11 protein-coding genes and 1 pseudogene are annotated in these 15,246 nt (G+C 66.4%); 4 read left to right on the top strand and 8 right to left on the bottom strand.

The genetic code is table 11. From position 1 onward, the window contains the following. Positions 1-2 precede the first annotated feature (2 nt). Positions 3-1,025: a transporter substrate-binding domain-containing protein gene (locus tag RID11_RS18465; RefSeq protein WP_350141727.1), complete on the top strand. Its 1,023-nt coding sequence runs from the start codon at positions 3-5 to the stop codon at positions 1,023-1,025. Between the two features lie 109 nt (positions 1,026-1,134). Here the strand turns inward: RID11_RS18465 and RID11_RS18460 are convergent, their stop codons facing one another. The 8 genes and pseudogenes from RID11_RS18460 to rpe all read right to left on the bottom strand — a co-directional run bounded on the left by RID11_RS18460 (position 1,135) and on the right by rpe (position 11,914). Further along, positions 1,135-1,371, bottom strand: coding sequence for an Lrp/AsnC ligand binding domain-containing protein (locus tag RID11_RS18460; RefSeq protein ID WP_350141726.1), 237 nt, complete (start codon positions 1,369-1,371; stop codon positions 1,135-1,137). 68 nt (positions 1,372-1,439) lie between these two features. Beyond that, a complete protein-coding gene (locus RID11_RS18455) occupies positions 1,440-4,310 on the bottom strand; it encodes an error-prone DNA polymerase (protein ID WP_350141725.1) in 2,871 nt (956 codons plus the stop codon). A 313-nt stretch (positions 4,311-4,623) separates the two neighbouring features. Continuing rightward, positions 4,624-6,789: pseudogene (katG, locus tag RID11_RS18450) on the bottom strand (catalase/peroxidase HPI). A gap of 158 nt (positions 6,790-6,947) precedes the next feature. Beyond that, positions 6,948-8,114, bottom strand: a complete 1,167-nt coding sequence (locus RID11_RS18445; RefSeq protein ID WP_350141724.1) for a lytic murein transglycosylase — start codon at positions 8,112-8,114, stop codon at positions 6,948-6,950. 71 nt (positions 8,115-8,185) lie between these two features. Then, positions 8,186-9,466 carry an acetylornithine deacetylase/succinyl-diaminopimelate desuccinylase family protein gene (locus tag RID11_RS18440; RefSeq protein ID WP_350141723.1) on the bottom strand — a complete coding sequence of 427 codons (1,281 nt, stop codon included), beginning with the start codon at positions 9,464-9,466 and terminating at the stop codon, positions 8,186-8,188. 91 nt (positions 9,467-9,557) lie between these two features. Beyond that, a complete protein-coding gene (locus RID11_RS18435; protein WP_350141722.1) occupies positions 9,558-10,520 on the bottom strand; it encodes an NAD(P)H-dependent flavin oxidoreductase in 963 nt (320 codons plus the stop codon). Between the two features lie 27 nt (positions 10,521-10,547). Then, positions 10,548-11,216: a phosphoglycolate phosphatase gene (gph, locus tag RID11_RS18430; protein ID WP_350141721.1), complete on the bottom strand. Its 669-nt coding sequence runs from the start codon at positions 11,214-11,216 to the stop codon at positions 10,548-10,550. Then, positions 11,213-11,914, bottom strand: coding sequence for a ribulose-phosphate 3-epimerase (rpe, locus tag RID11_RS18425; RefSeq protein ID WP_350141719.1), 702 nt, complete (start codon positions 11,912-11,914; stop codon positions 11,213-11,215). Before rpe ends, gph begins: the two co-directional genes overlap by 4 nt. A gap of 231 nt (positions 11,915-12,145) precedes the next feature. On the opposite strand from rpe, the gene RID11_RS18420 reads away from it, so the two are divergent. Genes RID11_RS18420 through RID11_RS18410 form a run of 3 tightly spaced genes read left to right on the top strand, consistent with a single transcriptional unit; the run spans position 12,146 to position 15,218 of the window. Further along, entirely contained in the window at positions 12,146-13,789 is a 1,644-nt protein-coding gene (locus RID11_RS18420) for a long-chain-fatty-acid--CoA ligase (RefSeq protein WP_350141718.1), read from the top strand. Continuing rightward, entirely contained in the window at positions 13,786-14,811 is a 1,026-nt protein-coding gene (locus RID11_RS18415) for a phosphotransferase family protein (protein WP_350141717.1), read from the top strand. The genes RID11_RS18420 and RID11_RS18415 overlap by 4 nt, the downstream gene beginning before the upstream one ends. After that, complete coding sequence (locus RID11_RS18410; protein WP_350141716.1) at positions 14,808-15,218, top strand: PaaI family thioesterase; 411 nt, start codon at positions 14,808-14,810, stop codon at positions 15,216-15,218. Before RID11_RS18415 ends, RID11_RS18410 begins: the two co-directional genes overlap by 4 nt. Positions 15,219-15,246 lie beyond the last annotated feature (28 nt).

The raw sequence follows: 15,246 nt of genomic DNA, 5'->3' as shown, positions 1-15,246 counted from the left end.
CGATGCGGGGTGTCGTGACGGGGATTGCCGCCGTGCTGATGCTGGCCCTGCCGGGGGTGGCGCGGGCTTTGTGTGATGTGACCTACCGGGTGCAGCCCGGCGATACGCTGCTGACTGTGGCAGAGCAGCATTACGAGGCGTCGGATCAGTGGACGCTGATCTATTATGCCAATCAGTCGGCACTCGCGGGGCAGGTGCAGAGCCTGGTCGCGGGCACCGAGATCTATATTCCCTGCCCGGCGGAGAACCCCGTCGCCGACGCCACGCCGTTGGTGCAGAAGGGGGCGGAGATGACGCTTTTGACCGGGGGCGGCAAGCTGCCCTTTGCCGATCCGGATTGGCCCGGCGGGGGGCTGGCGACCGAACTTGTCAATGCGGCGCTGGAGCTGAGCCCGTCGCCGGTGCCCTACGAGGTGGTCTGGGAGGAGGACTGGTCGCGGCATCTGTTCCCGCTGCTGGAGGACAAGCGGTATGACATGGGCTTTCCCTGGCCCAGGCCCGATTGTGCCGCCACGCCAGAGGATGCGCGATGCGCTGCGTTCCATTTCTCCGATCCGCTTCTCGATCTGCCGATCATGCTGTTCCGGCGGGCAGAGGGTGATTTTTTCTACGAGAGCGATGCCGATATCATCGGCAAGCGGCTATGTCGGCCCAAGGGGCGGTTCACCCATGATCTGGACCGGTCGGGGCGACGCTGGCTGGCGCAGGCTCAGATCGAGCTGATGCAGCCGGGCACGCCCGAGGAATGCTTTGCCGCGCTGATGGCGGGGCAGGTGGATGCGGTCAGCCTCGATGTGTTCGAAGGGGCTGCCAAGATCGTGGCCATGGGGCTGCGGGGGCGCGTGGTGCCGGTCGATCAGCCGCTGTCGCGCGAGGCGTTTCATGTGGTGATTTCCAAGACCCACTGGCGCGGCACGACGCATCTCTACCGGCTGAATGCGGGGTTGGCCCGGTTGCGCGAGAGCGGGCGGTACAACGAGATCGTGCAGCGGCATCTGGCGCTGTTCTGGGAAGAGTTGAAGTAGGGGGCGGTTCTGGCCTGGGGCGGTCGGGCGCTGCGCGGCGGTGCCTGCGGCACCTTGGTTCCGCGCATTGGTGCTGAGCCTCAACGACCGCTCCAGCCCCGTCCTGGTCTCAGAACGCCTTGAAGGTCAGCGTCGTCTCGGTGCGTTCGATCCCGTCGATATCGAGCAGGTTGTCGTTGATGTATTTGCCGATATCCTCAGCCTCGGGGATGTAGAGCTTCATCAGCAGGTCGAACGGCCCGGAGGTCGAGTAAAGCTCGGAATGGATCTCGCGCAGGGCGATGGCCTCGGCCACGCGGTAGGAGTGGCCCGGCTTGCAGCGGATATTGATGAAGACGCAGCGCATTGTGGCTCCTTGGCGTTGATTTGAATCTGGCCAGAGTATTTCCGTAACGCGACCGATTGGCAATGACCTCAGGTTCCGGGCGGTGTCAGGAGTGGCCGCAGCAGGGCCAGCGGATGCGCGCGCAGACTCAGATGCAGGGCGGCGTAATCCTCGACCATCTCTTCGCCGAGGGTCATTTTCGGCAGATGTGCCGCCGGTTCGTGGATCGCCTCGCCATCGAGATCGCGGGCAAAAAGCGGCAGCGGCTCGGGGCTGTGCAGCGCCTTGGCCTGCCAGAGCGCGTCGCGTCGCGTGAGGCCAAGGGCGGCGAAGGCATCGGCCTCGGCCAGACGCGCCAGCAGCGCCGGTGCAAGGCCCGCGCGCCGCCAGACATCCTCGGGCCCGGCATAGCCGTTGCCGCGCGCCGCCGCGATCCAGTCGGCCTCGTCCCGGGCGACGCCCTTGATCTGGCGAAACCCGAGGCGCAGCGCCAGCCGCCCCTGGCGGTCGGGCTCCAGCGTGTTGTCCCAGTACGAGGCGTTGATGCAGACCGGGCGCACGGTCACGCCGTGTTCGCGTGCATCCCGCACGATCTGGGCGGGGGCGTAGAACCCCATCGGCTGGGCATTCAGCAGCGCGCAGGCAAAGACCGCCGGGTGGTGATGCTTGATCCACGCACTGGCATAGACCAGATGGGCGAAGCTGGCGGCGTGGCTTTCGGGAAAGCCGTAGCTGCCGAAGCCCTCGATCTGGCTGAAACAGCGTTCGGCAAATTCCATGTCATAGCCATTGGCGCGCATGCCGCGCAGAAAGCGGTTGCGGAACTCGCTGACATTGCCGTGCTTCTTGAAGGTGGCGAGCGAGCGGCGCAGGCGATCAGCCTCCTCGGGGGTGAACCCCGCGCCGATGATGGCGATCTGCATCGCCTGTTCCTGAAAGAGCGGCACGCCGAGGGTCTTGCCCAGCACCCGACCGAGTTCGTCGGAGGGAAAACTGACCGGATCCTCGCCGTTGCGGCGGCGGATGAAGGGATGCACCATGTCGCCCTGAATCGGCCCGGGGCGGATGATCGCCACCTGGATCACCAGATCGTAAAAGCAGCGCGGGCGCATGCGCGGCAGGAAATTCATCTGCGCGCGGCTTTCGACCTGAAAGACCCCGAGGCTGTCGGCGCGGCTGAGCATCTCGTAAACGGCGGGGTCTTCGGGCGGCAGGGTGGCCAGCGTATGCGCCTGCCCGCGATGTTGCGTCAGAAGATCGAACGCCTTGCGGATGCAGGTCAGCATGCCGAGCGCCAGCACATCGACCTTGAGGATGCCAAGCGCGTCGATATCGTCCTTGTCCCAGCAGATCACCGTGCGGTCGGCCATGCTGGCGTTCTCAATCGGCACCAGTTCATCCAGCCGCCCCTCGGTGATGATGAAACCGCCGACATGCTGGCTGAGATGGCGGGGAAAGCCGGTGATCTCGCGCACCAGATCGAGGGTGAGGGCAAGGCGCGGCTCGCTCGCATCGAGGCCCAGTTCGCGCAGGCGGTCCGGGCTGAGCCTGCCATCGCCGCCATACCCCCAGATCTGCGAGGTCATCGCGCCGAGGATGTCTTCGCTGAGGCCCATGGCGCGGCCCACCTCGCGGATCGCGCGCTTGCTGCGGTAATGGATCACCGTGGCGCAGAGCCCGGCGCGGTGGCGCCCGTAGCGTTCATAGATCCACTGGATCACCTCCTCGCGGCGCTCGTGCTCGAAATCGACGTCGATATCGGGCGGCTCGTCGCGCGCCTCTGACACGAAGCGCTCGAACACCATGGTGCCGATCTCGGGCGAGACCGAGGTGACGCCGAGGCAGTAGCAGACCACCGAATTGGCCGCCGATCCGCGCCCCTGACAGAGGATGCCGCGCGAGCGGGCGAAGGCGACCACATCGTTGACGGTCAGGAAATAGGGCTCGTAGCGCAGCTTGGCGATAAGGGTCAGTTCGTGTTCCATCATCGCGCGCACCCGTTCGGGCGCGCCGGTCGGATAGCGCCAGTCGAGGCCCGCCTCGGCCAGCCGTCGCAATCTCTGGCTGGGGCTCTCGTTCTCGGCGACTTCGCTGGGGTATTCGTAGCGCAATTCGTCGAGCGAGAAGGTGAGCCCGGCGGCGAGGGCGGCGGCGCGGTCGACCGCGTCCTTGTGGCCGGTGAAGAGGCGGCGCATCTCGGCCTCGGAGCGCAGGCGCGCTTCGGCATTGGGCAGGGCGTGGCGGCCCAGCCGGTCCACGGTCACGCCCAGCCGGATCGCGCTGAGGACATCGGCAAGGCGGCGGCGCTGCGCGCGGTGCAGGATCGGGGCTGCGGCGGCAAGGGTCGGCAGGCCGAGGCGGGTGGCCTGCCGGGTCTGGTGCGCGAACCGTGCCGGGTCGCGCCCGTCATAGTGCGGGCGCAGCAGCAGGTGCATGTGAGCGCCGAGGCGCGCGGTGAGTTGCGCCGCCTGCCTGTGCCAGTCTCTTGCCCCGCCGGGATGCAGCAGCAGGTGCAGGCCAGCCGCCCCCTCCAGCAGGTCCGCGAGGTGCAATTCGCAGCCCCCCTTGGCCGCGCGCCGTCGCCCGAGGGTGAGCAGGCGGCAGAGGCTGGCCCAGCCCTGCCGGTCGCGGGGCAGGGCGGTGAGCGTCAGCCCGTCGCGCAGCACCAGCCGGGCGGCGGGTATGAGCCGGGGGGTGGCGGCCCAGTGCGGGGTGGTGGGCCAGGGTGCGGGCGGGCCGATCATCCCATGGCGCGCCTCCTGTCTCTGGCGTTCGCGCACCTGCCGGGCGATCTCGCGCGCGCGGGCATGGGCGCGCACGATGCCCGCGACGGAGTTTTCATCGGCGATGGCCACGCCCGAGAGGCCGAGCGTGGCGGCACGCTCGATATATTCCTCGGGATGGGCGGCCCCGGTGAGGAAGGTGAAATTCGAGAGGGCAGAGAGTTCGGCGAAGGGCATGGGGTGGTTGCGATTCGGGAAGGGGCGGGCAGGCGTGTAGTGTATTCACGTTTTGTTCTTGTTTCGAGTCCTTGTGTGGTTGGGGTGGAGTTGGCCTGAAGTGGACCTTTGGTGTTAACGAGATGAGCCGCGCGGCGCCCGCCCGGTGGGGCGGTCGGGCGCTGCGCGGCGGTGCCTACGGCACCTCGATTCCGCGCATTGCTCCTAGATGTCAACGACCGCTCAAGGCCCTTCGTGCCAATCCCCCAAAGAAAACCGCGCGGCCCGTGTCGGGGCCGCGCGGCGGGGTCTCGTATCTTGGCGTGACGCCCGATCAGGTCAGATCGAAGCGGTCAGCCTCCATCACCTTGGTCCAGGCGGCGACGAAATCCTTCACGAATTTCTCCGCGTTGTCGTCTTGCGCATAGACCTCGGCATAGGCGCGCAGGATCGAGTTGGAGCCGAACACCAGATCGACGCGGGTCGCGGTGAACTTGGTCTCGCCCGACTTGCGGTCAACGATGTTGTAGGTGCCGCTACCCGCAGGCTCCCACTTGTAGCCCATGTCGGTGAGCGTGGTGAAGAAATCGGTCGAGAGCGCACCAGGCTTGTCGGTGAAGACGCCATGCGCCGTGCCGCCGTAGTTGGTGCCCATCACCCGCATGCCACCGATCAGCGCGGTCATCTCATGCGCCGTGAGGCCCAAGAGTTGCGTGCGGTCGAGCAGCATTTCCTCGGGCGTGACGATGTAGTCCTTCTTGGTCCAGTTGCGGAAGCCATCGGCCAGCGGTTCCAGAACGTCGAAGGAGGAGGCATCGGTCATCTCGTCGGTGGCGTCGCCACGACCGGGATGGAACGGCACCTCGACGTCGAACCCGGCAGCCTTGGCCGCCTGCTCGACACCGACATTGCCGGCCAGCACGATCACGTCAGCGAGGCTTGCACCGCTCTCCTTGGCGATCGGCTCCAGCACGCCCAGAACACGGGCCAGACGATCGGGCTCGTTGCCCTCCCAGTCCTTTTGCGGGGCCAGACGGATGCGCGCGCCATTGGCACCGCCGCGCATGTCCGAGCCGCGATAGGTGCGCGCGCTGTCCCATGCGGTGTTGACGATGTCCGACAAGCTCAGCCCGCTATCGGCGATCTTGGCCTTGACGGCGGCGACGTCGTAGTCGGTCGCCCCTGCCGGGATCGGATCCTGCCAGATCAGGTCTTCGCCCGGAACGTCGGGGCCGATATAGCGCGCCTTGGGGCCCATGTCGCGATGCGTCAGCTTGAACCAGGCCCGCGCGAAGGTCTCCGAGAAATAGGCCTCGTCGGCCATGAACTTCTCGCAGATGGCGCGGTAGGTCGGGTCCATCTACATCGCCATGTCGGCATCGGTCATGATCGGCATGCGACGCACCGACGGATCGGTGGTATCGACTGGCATGTCTTCTTCCTTGATGTCGACGGGCTGCCACTGCCACGCGCCTGCGGGGGATTTGGTCAACTCCCACTCATAGCCGAAGAGCAGCTTGAAATAGCCCATGTCCCACTGTGTCGGGTTGGTCGTCCACGCGCCCTCGATGCCGGAGGTGATCGCGTTGGTCGCCTTGCCGCCGAGGTTGGGGTTGACCCAGCCAAAGCCCTGCGTCTCGACATCCGCGCCCTCGGGTTCGGCCCCGAGCGTCGCGGCATCACCATTGCCGTGGCATTTGCCCACGGTATGCCCGCCACAGGTAAGTGCCGCGGTTTCTTCGTCATCCATCGCCATGCGCGCAAAGGTCTCGCGCACCTGCTCGGCGGTCTTGAGCGGGTCGGGCTGACCGTTGACGCCTTCGGGGTTGACGTAGATCAGGCCCATCTGCACGGCGGCCAACGGGTTTTCCATCGTGTCGGGCTTGCTCACGTCGCCATAGCGGCTGTCGGAGGGGGCCAGCCACTCGCGCTCGGCACCCCAGTAGGTGTCCTTTTCGGGATGCCAGATATCGGTGCGGCCGAACGAGAAGCCGTAGGTTTTGAGCCCCATGGATTCATAGGCCATGTTGCCCGCGAGGATGATCAGATCGGCCCAGCTCAGCTTGTTGCCGTATTTCTTTTTCACCGGCCAAAGGATGCGCCGCGCCTTGTCGAGGTTGCCGTTGTCGGGCCAGGAATTGAGCGGTGCGAAGCGGATGTTGCCAGTGCCCGCGCCACCGCGCCCGTCGGCCAGGCGATAGGTGCCCGCCGCGTGCCATGCGAGACGGATCATCAGCCCGCCATAGTGGCCCCAGTCCGCCGGCCACCACTCCTGGCTCTCGGTCATCAGCGCCTTGACGTCGGCCTTGACCGCGTCGAAATCTAGGTCCTTGACCTCTTCGGCATAGTCGAAGTCCGGTCCCATCGGGTTGGTCTTGCTGTCATGCTGATGCAGAATGTCGAGGTTGAGCGTGCTGGGCCACCAGCTGGTGACGCTCTGGCCGCTCTCGGTCAGCCCGCCATGCATGACGGGGCATTTGCCCATATCGTTGCCGTCCATCTTGTCCTCCAATTCAGGTTGGGTCTGCTGTATTCGCTGCTGCGGTGCGGGCGCATGCCTCATCTTATCCGCAGAATGTAGAATCGTTCTAACAAATCCACGACATTAGGGGAAGTTGTCTTTGCTGATTAAAGTGATAGTTTCTTGTTATTGGTATGTCACAGCTGATTCAGCAAGTCGCGCGTTGGCCAGGCATCGACCGGCAGCCCCAATTTGGCCTGCATTTCGCGCACCGCCGCGCGGGTATTGGCCCCGAGAATACCGTCCACCCCGCCGACGTCATAGCCGCGCGCCTTGAGCTTGCGTTGCAGCGCTTTCATCTCCTCGCCCGAGAGGCCCGGCGCGGGATTGCCCGCGTCAAACACCGGCGCGCCCTCCAGCCGGTTGGCGAAATAGGCGGCGGTCAGCACGTAGGTAAAGCTTTGGTTCCATTCGAAATAGACCCGAAAATTGGGATAGGTGAGAAAGGCCGGCCCGCCCTTGCCCTGCGGCAGGATCACGCTGGCGGGCAGGTCTGCGATCTCGCCATGGCGCGGGCGCAGGCCCATGGCGGCCCAGTCGGCACCGCCCTTCGTCACCTCCAGCCCCGATTGCGCCCAGTCAAAGCCCTGCGGCAGCGCCACCTCCTGCAACCACGGCTCATCTGCGCGCCAGCCCAACCCGGCCAGCATCGACGCCCCGGACAAGAGCGCATCGGGGGCCGAGGTTTTCAGCCGCACATGCCCGTCGCCATCGCCATCGGTGCCGTGCTCCAGAATGTCCTCTGGCAGCATCTGAACCATGCCGATTTCCCCGGCCCAGGCGCCGGTGGTGCGGGCGGGGTCGAAATCGCCTTGTGCAAACAGCTCGATCGCGGCGAAGATCTGCGGGCGGAAAATCTCGGGGCGGCGGCAGTCATGCGCCAATGTGACCAGCGCGTCGCGGGTGTTGAAATCGCCCTGCACCGCGCCGTAATCGGTCTCGAACGCCCAGAACGCCAAGAGCACGCCCCGGCTGATGCCATAGTCATGCTCGATCCGGTCAAAGGTGCTGTCATATCGCTCGGCCATCTGCCGCCCGCGGTTGAGCCGGTCGGCGCTGATCAGACGACGGGCGAATTCGGTGAAGGGCAGTTGAAACACGCCCTGCCGCCGGTCGGCGCGCAGCACGGATGCATCCTGCCGGACACCGGAAAAGAACCGCTGCACCGTCGCCGCGTCATGGCCACGGGCCTGCGCCTCCTCGCGCAAATCGGCGACGAAGGCGTTGAAATTGCCGCCGCAGGCCGCCGCCGCCCCGCTCGCCGTCAGCAGCCCGAGCGCCGCCACCATCATCATCTGCCGCATGTCACACCCCACAGGTTTCAAACGCGGCGATGAAACAGGATCACCCGCGCGACCGCAACCGCGAAAACCGGCTATCCGCCAAACAGGTCCTGCAACGCAAAGGCCATCACCCGCGCCGATTGCAGCATGTCATCAACGCCCACATATTCATCCGGCTTATGCGCCAGATCGAGGATGCCGGGACCATAGGCGATGCAGTTCTTCAGCCGCCCGATCCGGTCGATATGTTTCTGGTCGTAGGTGCCGGGGCTGACCACGTAATCAGCCGCGTGGCCGAACACCTCCGCCACCGCCCGCGCCACTGCCGCGACCACCGGCGCGTCGCGCTCGGTCATTGTGGGCAGGACGCGGTGCAATTCGCGGATCGTGTAGTCAAACCCGGGTCGCCCGTCGCGCACCGCTTCGAGCACGGCGCGCACTTCCGCCTCGACCGCGCCGATATCCTCTTCGATCAGGAACCGCCGGTCGATCACCATACGGCAGCGGTCGGGCACGCAAGGGCTGGGCAGACCGGTATAATCGGCGTCCTGTTCCGGCTCGCCGCCATGGATGGAGTTGATGTTGAGCGTCGATTGCCGCGCGCCCTCGGGCACCACCGGCATCTCGGTGCGGCGCGCCGCGAGTGCCGGGAAGAGCTGCGCCTCCATCGCCTCGATCACCGCGCCCATGTGGCGGATCGCGCAATCGCCCAGAAACGGCATGGAGCCATGGGCGATCTCACCATGGGTCTCGATCTCGGCCCACCAGACGCCGCGATGGCCCAGACAGATGCGATCCTTGCCCAGGGGTTCGGGGATGATGACGTGATCGACGCGCTCGGGGCTGAAATAGCCGCGCTCGGCCAGGTAGGCGACCCCGCCGAAGCCGCCCGATTCCTCGTCCGCCGTACTGCTGATCTCAATCGCCCCGGCATAGTCGGGGCAGGTGGCGATGAACGCCTCGACTGCCACGATGCTCGCCGCCAGCCCGCCTTTCATGTCGCAAGACCCGCGTCCATAGATGCGGCCGTCGCGCAGTTCACCGCCGAACGGGTCCACGGTCCAGCCATGACCCACCTCGACCACGTCGATATGGCTGTTGAAATGTACGCAAGCACCGGGGCGCGTGCCCTCGCGCCGGGCGACGATGTTCCAGCGCGGATGCCGGTCGCTGTCGCCGGGTGCGCCATGGGCGCGGATCATTTCAGTTGCGAAGCCCGCCTTGGTCAGCCGCCGGTCCAGATAGTCGCAGATCTCGCGATAGTTCACGCCCGGCGGATTCAGCGTCGGGATGCGGATCAGGTCTTGCGTGAGCTCCACCAGATCCGCCTCACGCGCCGCGATCTCGTTGCTCAGACGGTCCTTGAGGGTCATCGCCTCACCTCCGCCGGACAAATAGCACCAGCGCGTGAAATGACCATGACAGCCGGTTTCTTTATGGCATAAATACTCATCTTGCCCGGTCTCACCCCAGCCCTGTCCCCTGCCGCAGCAGTGCCTCGGCCTGACCCACCATACCCTCAATGATCTCCGCCACCGGCGGGCGGTCATGGATCAGCCCCGTCGCCTCGCCGACAAATGTATTGGCGCGGGCCGGGTCGCCCTCGGTCCAGCCCGTCGCCCAGTCGGCCTGTGCGGCCGGGTCGGCGCGCAAGCCATCCGGATCATCGTGCCAGCGCTCGGTCACCGGGTTGCGCAGCACCCGCGCGGTGTAGCGGTCGGGCCAGCGCAGGCCCCGCGCGGCATCCATCACGGTGGAGCGGATGGTCTGATCCCCGGTGGCGGCAATCGCGGCATCGGTCATCGCCTCGCTCACCTGCGCCTCTGCCGAGGCCCAGAGGCGCGAGCCGATGAGCACGCCATCGGCCCCCAGCATGAGGGCCGCCGCCAGCCCGCGCCCGTCGGCAATCCCACCTGCCGCGAGGAGCAGCACATCGGGCGCGTTGCCCGCCAGCCAGTCGGCCACCTCGGGCACCAGCGTGATCGTGCCGCGCCGCTCGCCATGGCCGCCGGCCTCGGAGCCTTGTGCGACGATCACCCGCGCGCCGCAATCCGCCGCGCGCTGCGCGTCGCGCAGGGTCTGCACCTGTGCCATCAGTGGCACGCCCGCCTCGGCAATGCGGGGCGCAAACGGCGCGGGGTCACCGAAGGACAGGCACAGCGCCGCCGGATCGCGCGCGAGTACCTGATCGAGCACCTCCGGCCTCTCGGCCATCTTCCAGGTGATGAAACCGCAGCCGACCCGCGCATTCCCGGCCTCGGCATAAGCCCCGTCCAGCCAGTCGGCATCGCCATAGCCGCCGCCGATCAGGCCCAGCCCCCCGGCATGGCTGACAGCAGCCGCGAGCCGCCCCCCGGCGGCAAAGGCCATCGGCGCCGAGACGATCGGATGGGTCAGGTCAAAGGCATCGGTAAGACGGGTGCGCATGGGCGCAGTATGCGCGCGGGGCCGGGCTCAGGACAAGAGGTCAGCGACGATCCCGGGCAATTCGGCGAAATCGTCGAAGGCGCGGTCATGGGCGATGTCCGCCACCGGGCCCTTGCGGTAGCCTTGGGTATAGAGGGCAAAGGGCAGGCCCGCACGCGCCGCCGTCTCGGCATCGACCTCGCTGTCGCCGACATAGACCACGTCGCGCGCGCCAAGGCCTGCCACCGCCGCGCGCAGCGGGGCCGGGTCGGGCTTGCGCACGGTCAGGCTGTCGCCGCCGATCACCACCGGGAAATGCGCGTCGAGCCCGAGATGCGCGAGCACCGCGCGGGCAGGCATGACGGGCTTGTTGGTGCAAAGGCCAAGCGCGTAGGGCTCGGCCGCCAGCGCCGTCAGCGCGTCAGCGACGCCGGGATAGACCTGCGTCAGCGTCACCGCCGTCTCGTAAAGCTCGATGAACTCCGCGATCAGTTGCGCGCGCAGCGCCGCATCCCCGGCCCGGTCGCGGGCGCGCAGGCAGCAGGTGATGAAATGCGGCACGCCGCTGCCGATGAAGCTGCGCGTCTCGGCAGGCGTGAAGGGCGCAAAGCCGTGCTGCGCCATCAGGGTGTTGGCGGCGGCGTGAATGTCGGGCGCGCTGTCGATCAGCGTGCCGTCGAGGTCGAAAATGACCGCGCGGGTCAGGCCCCCGTTCATGCCATCGCGCCGGTGGCCGCCTCTGCCGCTTGGCGGATGCTGCGGATGTTCTCACCGTAAACACCCGCGTTGTCGACGCTGCCGCCCTTGAACACTGCCGAGCCTGCCACCAGCACATCGGCCCCGGCGGCGGCCATCAGGGGCGCTGTCTCGGGCGTGATGCCGCCGTCGATCTCGATATGAATGGGGCGGTCGCCGATCATCGCGCGCAGGCGTTTGACCTTGTCGATCTGGCTGTGGATGAATTTCTGCCCGCCGAAGCCGGGATTGACCGTCATCACGCAGACAAGGTCGATCATGTCGAGCAGGTTCTCCACCCCGTCGAGCCCGGTGCCGGGGTTGAGTGCCAAACCCGCCTTGCACCCAGCACCGCGAATGGCCTGCAAGGTGCGGTGGGTATGCGGCCCGGCCTCGAGATGCGCGGTCAGCACGTCGGCCCCCGCCTGCGCGAAGGCGTCGATATAGGGATCGACCGGCGCGATCATCAGATGCACATCCATCACCGTCTTGATATGCGGGCGGATGGCGGCACAGAGCGGCGGGCCGAAGGTGAGGTTGGGCACGAAATGCCCGTCCATCACGTCGACATGCACCCAGTCGCAACCCTGATCTTCGATGGCCCGGATCTCGGCCCCGAAATTGGCGAAATCCGCCGAGAGGATCGACGGGGCGATCTTGATAGAACGGGTGAAGGTCATGGCGTGGCTCCTCTCAGGGCTGGATGTTGGGGAAATGCGCGCTCGGACGAGGAAGGTCAAGGGCGGCCCGGTTGCCGTGTCCTTTTATCCGTCACCCTCCGGCTTGACCGGAGGCTCTCTCGGCCCCTCCACAGATCCTCGGGTCAAGCCCGAGGATGACGGAGCACGCGATTGATCCCTCTCGCCTTTCATGCCACCGTCGCCGGGCGAGGGACGAGAGAGGAGAGCAGCATGCAGGGCCAGATGATGCACCGTGATCTGCGGATCATCGACATACTGACCCATGCCGCAGAGGCGCATGGCGATCAGGGCATCGTGTCGGCCCGGGTCGAGGGGGATATTCATTGGCAAAGCTATGGCGAGACATTGGCCCGCGTGGCGCAACTGGCGCATGCGCTGGAGGGGCTGGGCGTGGGCAAGGGCGACCGCATCGGCACGCTGGCATGGAACGGCTATCGGCATTTTGAGCTGTATTACGCGGTGGCGGGCATGGGGGCGGTCTGTCACACGATCAACCCGCGCCTGTCGCAGGAACAACTGCTTTATATCATCCGCCATGCGGGCGACCGGGTGCTGTTTCTCGATCTGACCTTCGTGCCGCTGGTCGAGGCGCTGGCCCCCGATCTGCCGCAGGGGCTGCGGTTCGTGCTGATGACCGACCGCGCGCATATGCCCGAAACGGTGCTTGATGCGCTCTGCTACGAGGAACTGCTGGACGGTCAGCCCGAAAGCCATGACTGGCCGGAGTTTCCCGAGGAGACCGCCTCGGGCCTCTGCTATACCTCGGGGACCACGGGCAACCCAAAGGGCGCGCTTTATTCGCATCGCTCGACACTCTTGCATGCGATGCAGGTGCCGCTGTGCCAGACCAGCAGTTTTCGCGCCGGAGCGCGCATTCTGCCGGTGGTGCCGCTCTTTCACGTCAACGCCTGGGGCCTGCCCTATACCGCGCCGCTGACCGGCATGACGCTGGTGATGCCGGGGCCGCATCTGGACGGGCCGAGCCTGTTCCGGCTGATGGAGACGGAGCGGGTCTGGTCGGCCTGGGGCGTGCCCACCGTCTGGGCCGGGCTGCTTGAAGAGATTGAGGCACAGAACCGGGTGCCGGAGGGGTTTGGCGACCTTGTGGTCGGTGGCTCTGCCGCGCCGCGCGTGATGATCGAAGCCTACGAGGCGCGCGGCGTGAATGTCGCACAAGCCTGGGGCATGACCGAGATGAGCCCCATCGGTGCCCATGGCATGCTGCCTGCTGCGCTGGACGATGCCCCGCAGTCCGAGCGGATCGCCGCGAAATGCTGCGCCGGGCAGCGGCTTTTCGGGGTGGAGTTCAAGATCGTGGATGATGACGGCCACCGCATGCCGCATGACGGGCAGGCGAGCGGAGAGCTTTACGTGCGGGGCAACACCGTGATCAGCGGCTATTTCGAGAATGCCGAGGCCACGCGCGACGCGATGGATCCCGAGGGCTGGTTCGGCACCGGTGACGTGGCCTCGGTCAGTCCCGAGGGGCGGCTGGTGATCCGCGATCGCGCCAAGGATCTGGTGAAATCGGGGGGTGAGTGGATCAGCTCGATTGATCTGGAAAACGCGGCGCTGTCGCATCCCGCCATTGCCGCCTGCGCTGTCATCGCCGTGCCGCATCCGAAATGGGATGAACGCCCGGTTCTGGTGGCGGTGGCGACGGGCGCGGCGCGGCCCGATCTGGCCGAGATGCAGGCGCATATGGCCGCACATTTCGCAGCCTGGCAATTGCCCGATGACCTGCTTTGGACCGACGCGCTGCCGCTGACCGCGACGGGCAAGATATCCAAGCTGACACTGCGCGAGCAGTATGCGGATTACGTCCATCCCGACCTGCGCGAGGACGGCGCATGAGCGCGGAACTGGACACGGCCCGCGTCGCGGACTGGCTAGCGGGGCATCTGCCGGGCTTTGACGGGCCGGTCGCGGCCGAGAAATTCAGCGGCGGGCAGTCGAACCCGACCTATTTGCTGAAGACGCCCGCGCGCAATTACGTGCTGCGGCGCAAGCCGCCCGGGGTGCTGCTGAAATCCGCCCATGCGGTGGAGCGCGAGTTTCGCGTGCAAAAGGCGTTGGCGGGCACGGATGTGCCGGTCGCACGCATGCATGTGCTCTGCGAGGATGAGAGCGTCATCGGATCGCCCTTCTACATCATGGATGCGGTGCCGGGCCGCACCTTCGATGCGCCATCGCTGCCGGGGCTGGACCCTGCCGCGCGCCATGCCGTGATCGACGAGATGAACCGCGTTCTGGCCGCGATACACGAGGTCGATCTGGAGGCGACGGGGCTGATGGATTACGGGCCGTCTGGCAATTACTATCGCCGTCAGATCGACCGCTGGACGGCGCAGTATCATGCCACCGCCACCGAGGATCTGCCTCAGATGGAGGCGCTGATCGTCTGGCTGGATGACCACGTGCCGGAGGAGGACGGGCAGCGCTGTCTGGTGCATGGCGACTACCGGCTCGACAATCTGCTCTTCGCGCCCGACGCCACCGATTGCGTTGCCGTGCTGGATTGGGAGTTGTCGACCATCGGCCACCCCTATGCCGATCTGGCCGCTGTCATCATGCAATGGTCGATGCCCGCCACGACCGAGGGGCGGGGGCTCGCGGGGGTTGATCGTGCCGCGCTGGGCCTGTGGTCGGATGAGGATTTCATCGCGCGCTATTGCGCGCGGCGGGGGCTGGCGCCGATCGAGGGGTTCAACTTTTACCTCGCTTTCACCTATTTCCGCATGGCGGCGATCCTGCAGGGGGTTAAGAAACGCGCGCTGGACGGCAACGCCTCGGACCCCGCCCGCGGTCTGGCGCTTGGGGAATATGTGCCGGAATTCGCGCGCGCCGGGCTGCGGACAGCAAAGGATGAGACATGAGCGACAAGATCGACCCCGCGCTGCTGGAGGAACCTTCAGCGTTGCAAACCCACCTGGGCTATCGCCTGACCGAATGGCGCGCGGATTTTGCGCGGGTGGAATTGCCGCTGACGCCTGTGCTGATGAACCGGCAGGGGCTGCCGCATGGCGGGATGCATGCGACGCTGCTCGATACCGCGATGGGCTTTGCCGGGTGCTATACCGGTGATCCGGAGCGGGCGCAGATGGCGCTGACGCTCTCGCTCACGGTCAATTACCTCGGGCAGGCGCGGGGGGCGCTGCTGATCGCCGAAGCGCGACGGACAGGGGGCGGCAAGAGCACCTATTTCGCCGAAGCCACGGTGCGCGACGAGACCGGCAGCGTGATTGCCACAGGCACGGGCGTGTTCCGCTATCGGCGGCGTTGAAGTTCAGACAATCTGAAATTTGGTAAAG

Source organism: Roseovarius sp., from assembly GCF_040219995.1.
Lineage (GTDB): Bacteria > Pseudomonadota > Alphaproteobacteria > Rhodobacterales > Rhodobacteraceae > Roseovarius.
This window is presented reverse-complemented; position numbering and strand designations above follow the sequence as displayed.

Excerpts from the sequence above, each read along its gene's own strand:
- RID11_RS18440 (WP_350141723.1), bottom strand. The coding sequence starts at position 9,466 with ATGACCCTCAAGGACCGTCTGAGCAACGAGATCGCGGCGCGTGAGGCG.
- RID11_RS18420 (WP_350141718.1), top strand. The coding sequence starts at position 12,146 with ATGCAGGGCCAGATGATGCACCGTGATCTGCGGATCATCGACATACTG.
- RID11_RS18460 (WP_350141726.1), bottom strand. The coding sequence starts at position 1,371 with ATGCGCTGCGTCTTCATCAATATCCGCTGCAAGCCGGGCCACTCCTAC.
- RID11_RS18445 (WP_350141724.1), bottom strand. The coding sequence starts at position 8,114 with ATGCGGCAGATGATGATGGTGGCGGCGCTCGGGCTGCTGACGGCGAGC.
- RID11_RS18465 (WP_350141727.1), top strand. The coding sequence starts at position 3 with ATGCGGGGTGTCGTGACGGGGATTGCCGCCGTGCTGATGCTGGCCCTG.
- RID11_RS18455 (WP_350141725.1), bottom strand. The coding sequence starts at position 4,310 with ATGCCCTTCGCCGAACTCTCTGCCCTCTCGAATTTCACCTTCCTCACC.
- RID11_RS18410 (WP_350141716.1), top strand. The coding sequence starts at position 14,808 with ATGAGCGACAAGATCGACCCCGCGCTGCTGGAGGAACCTTCAGCGTTG.
- RID11_RS18435 (WP_350141722.1), bottom strand. The coding sequence starts at position 10,520 with ATGCGCACCCGTCTTACCGATGCCTTTGACCTGACCCATCCGATCGTC.
- rpe (WP_350141719.1), bottom strand. The coding sequence starts at position 11,914 with ATGACCTTCACCCGTTCTATCAAGATCGCCCCGTCGATCCTCTCGGCG.
- RID11_RS18415 (WP_350141717.1), top strand. The coding sequence starts at position 13,786 with ATGAGCGCGGAACTGGACACGGCCCGCGTCGCGGACTGGCTAGCGGGG.
- gph (WP_350141721.1), bottom strand. The coding sequence starts at position 11,216 with ATGAACGGGGGCCTGACCCGCGCGGTCATTTTCGACCTCGACGGCACG.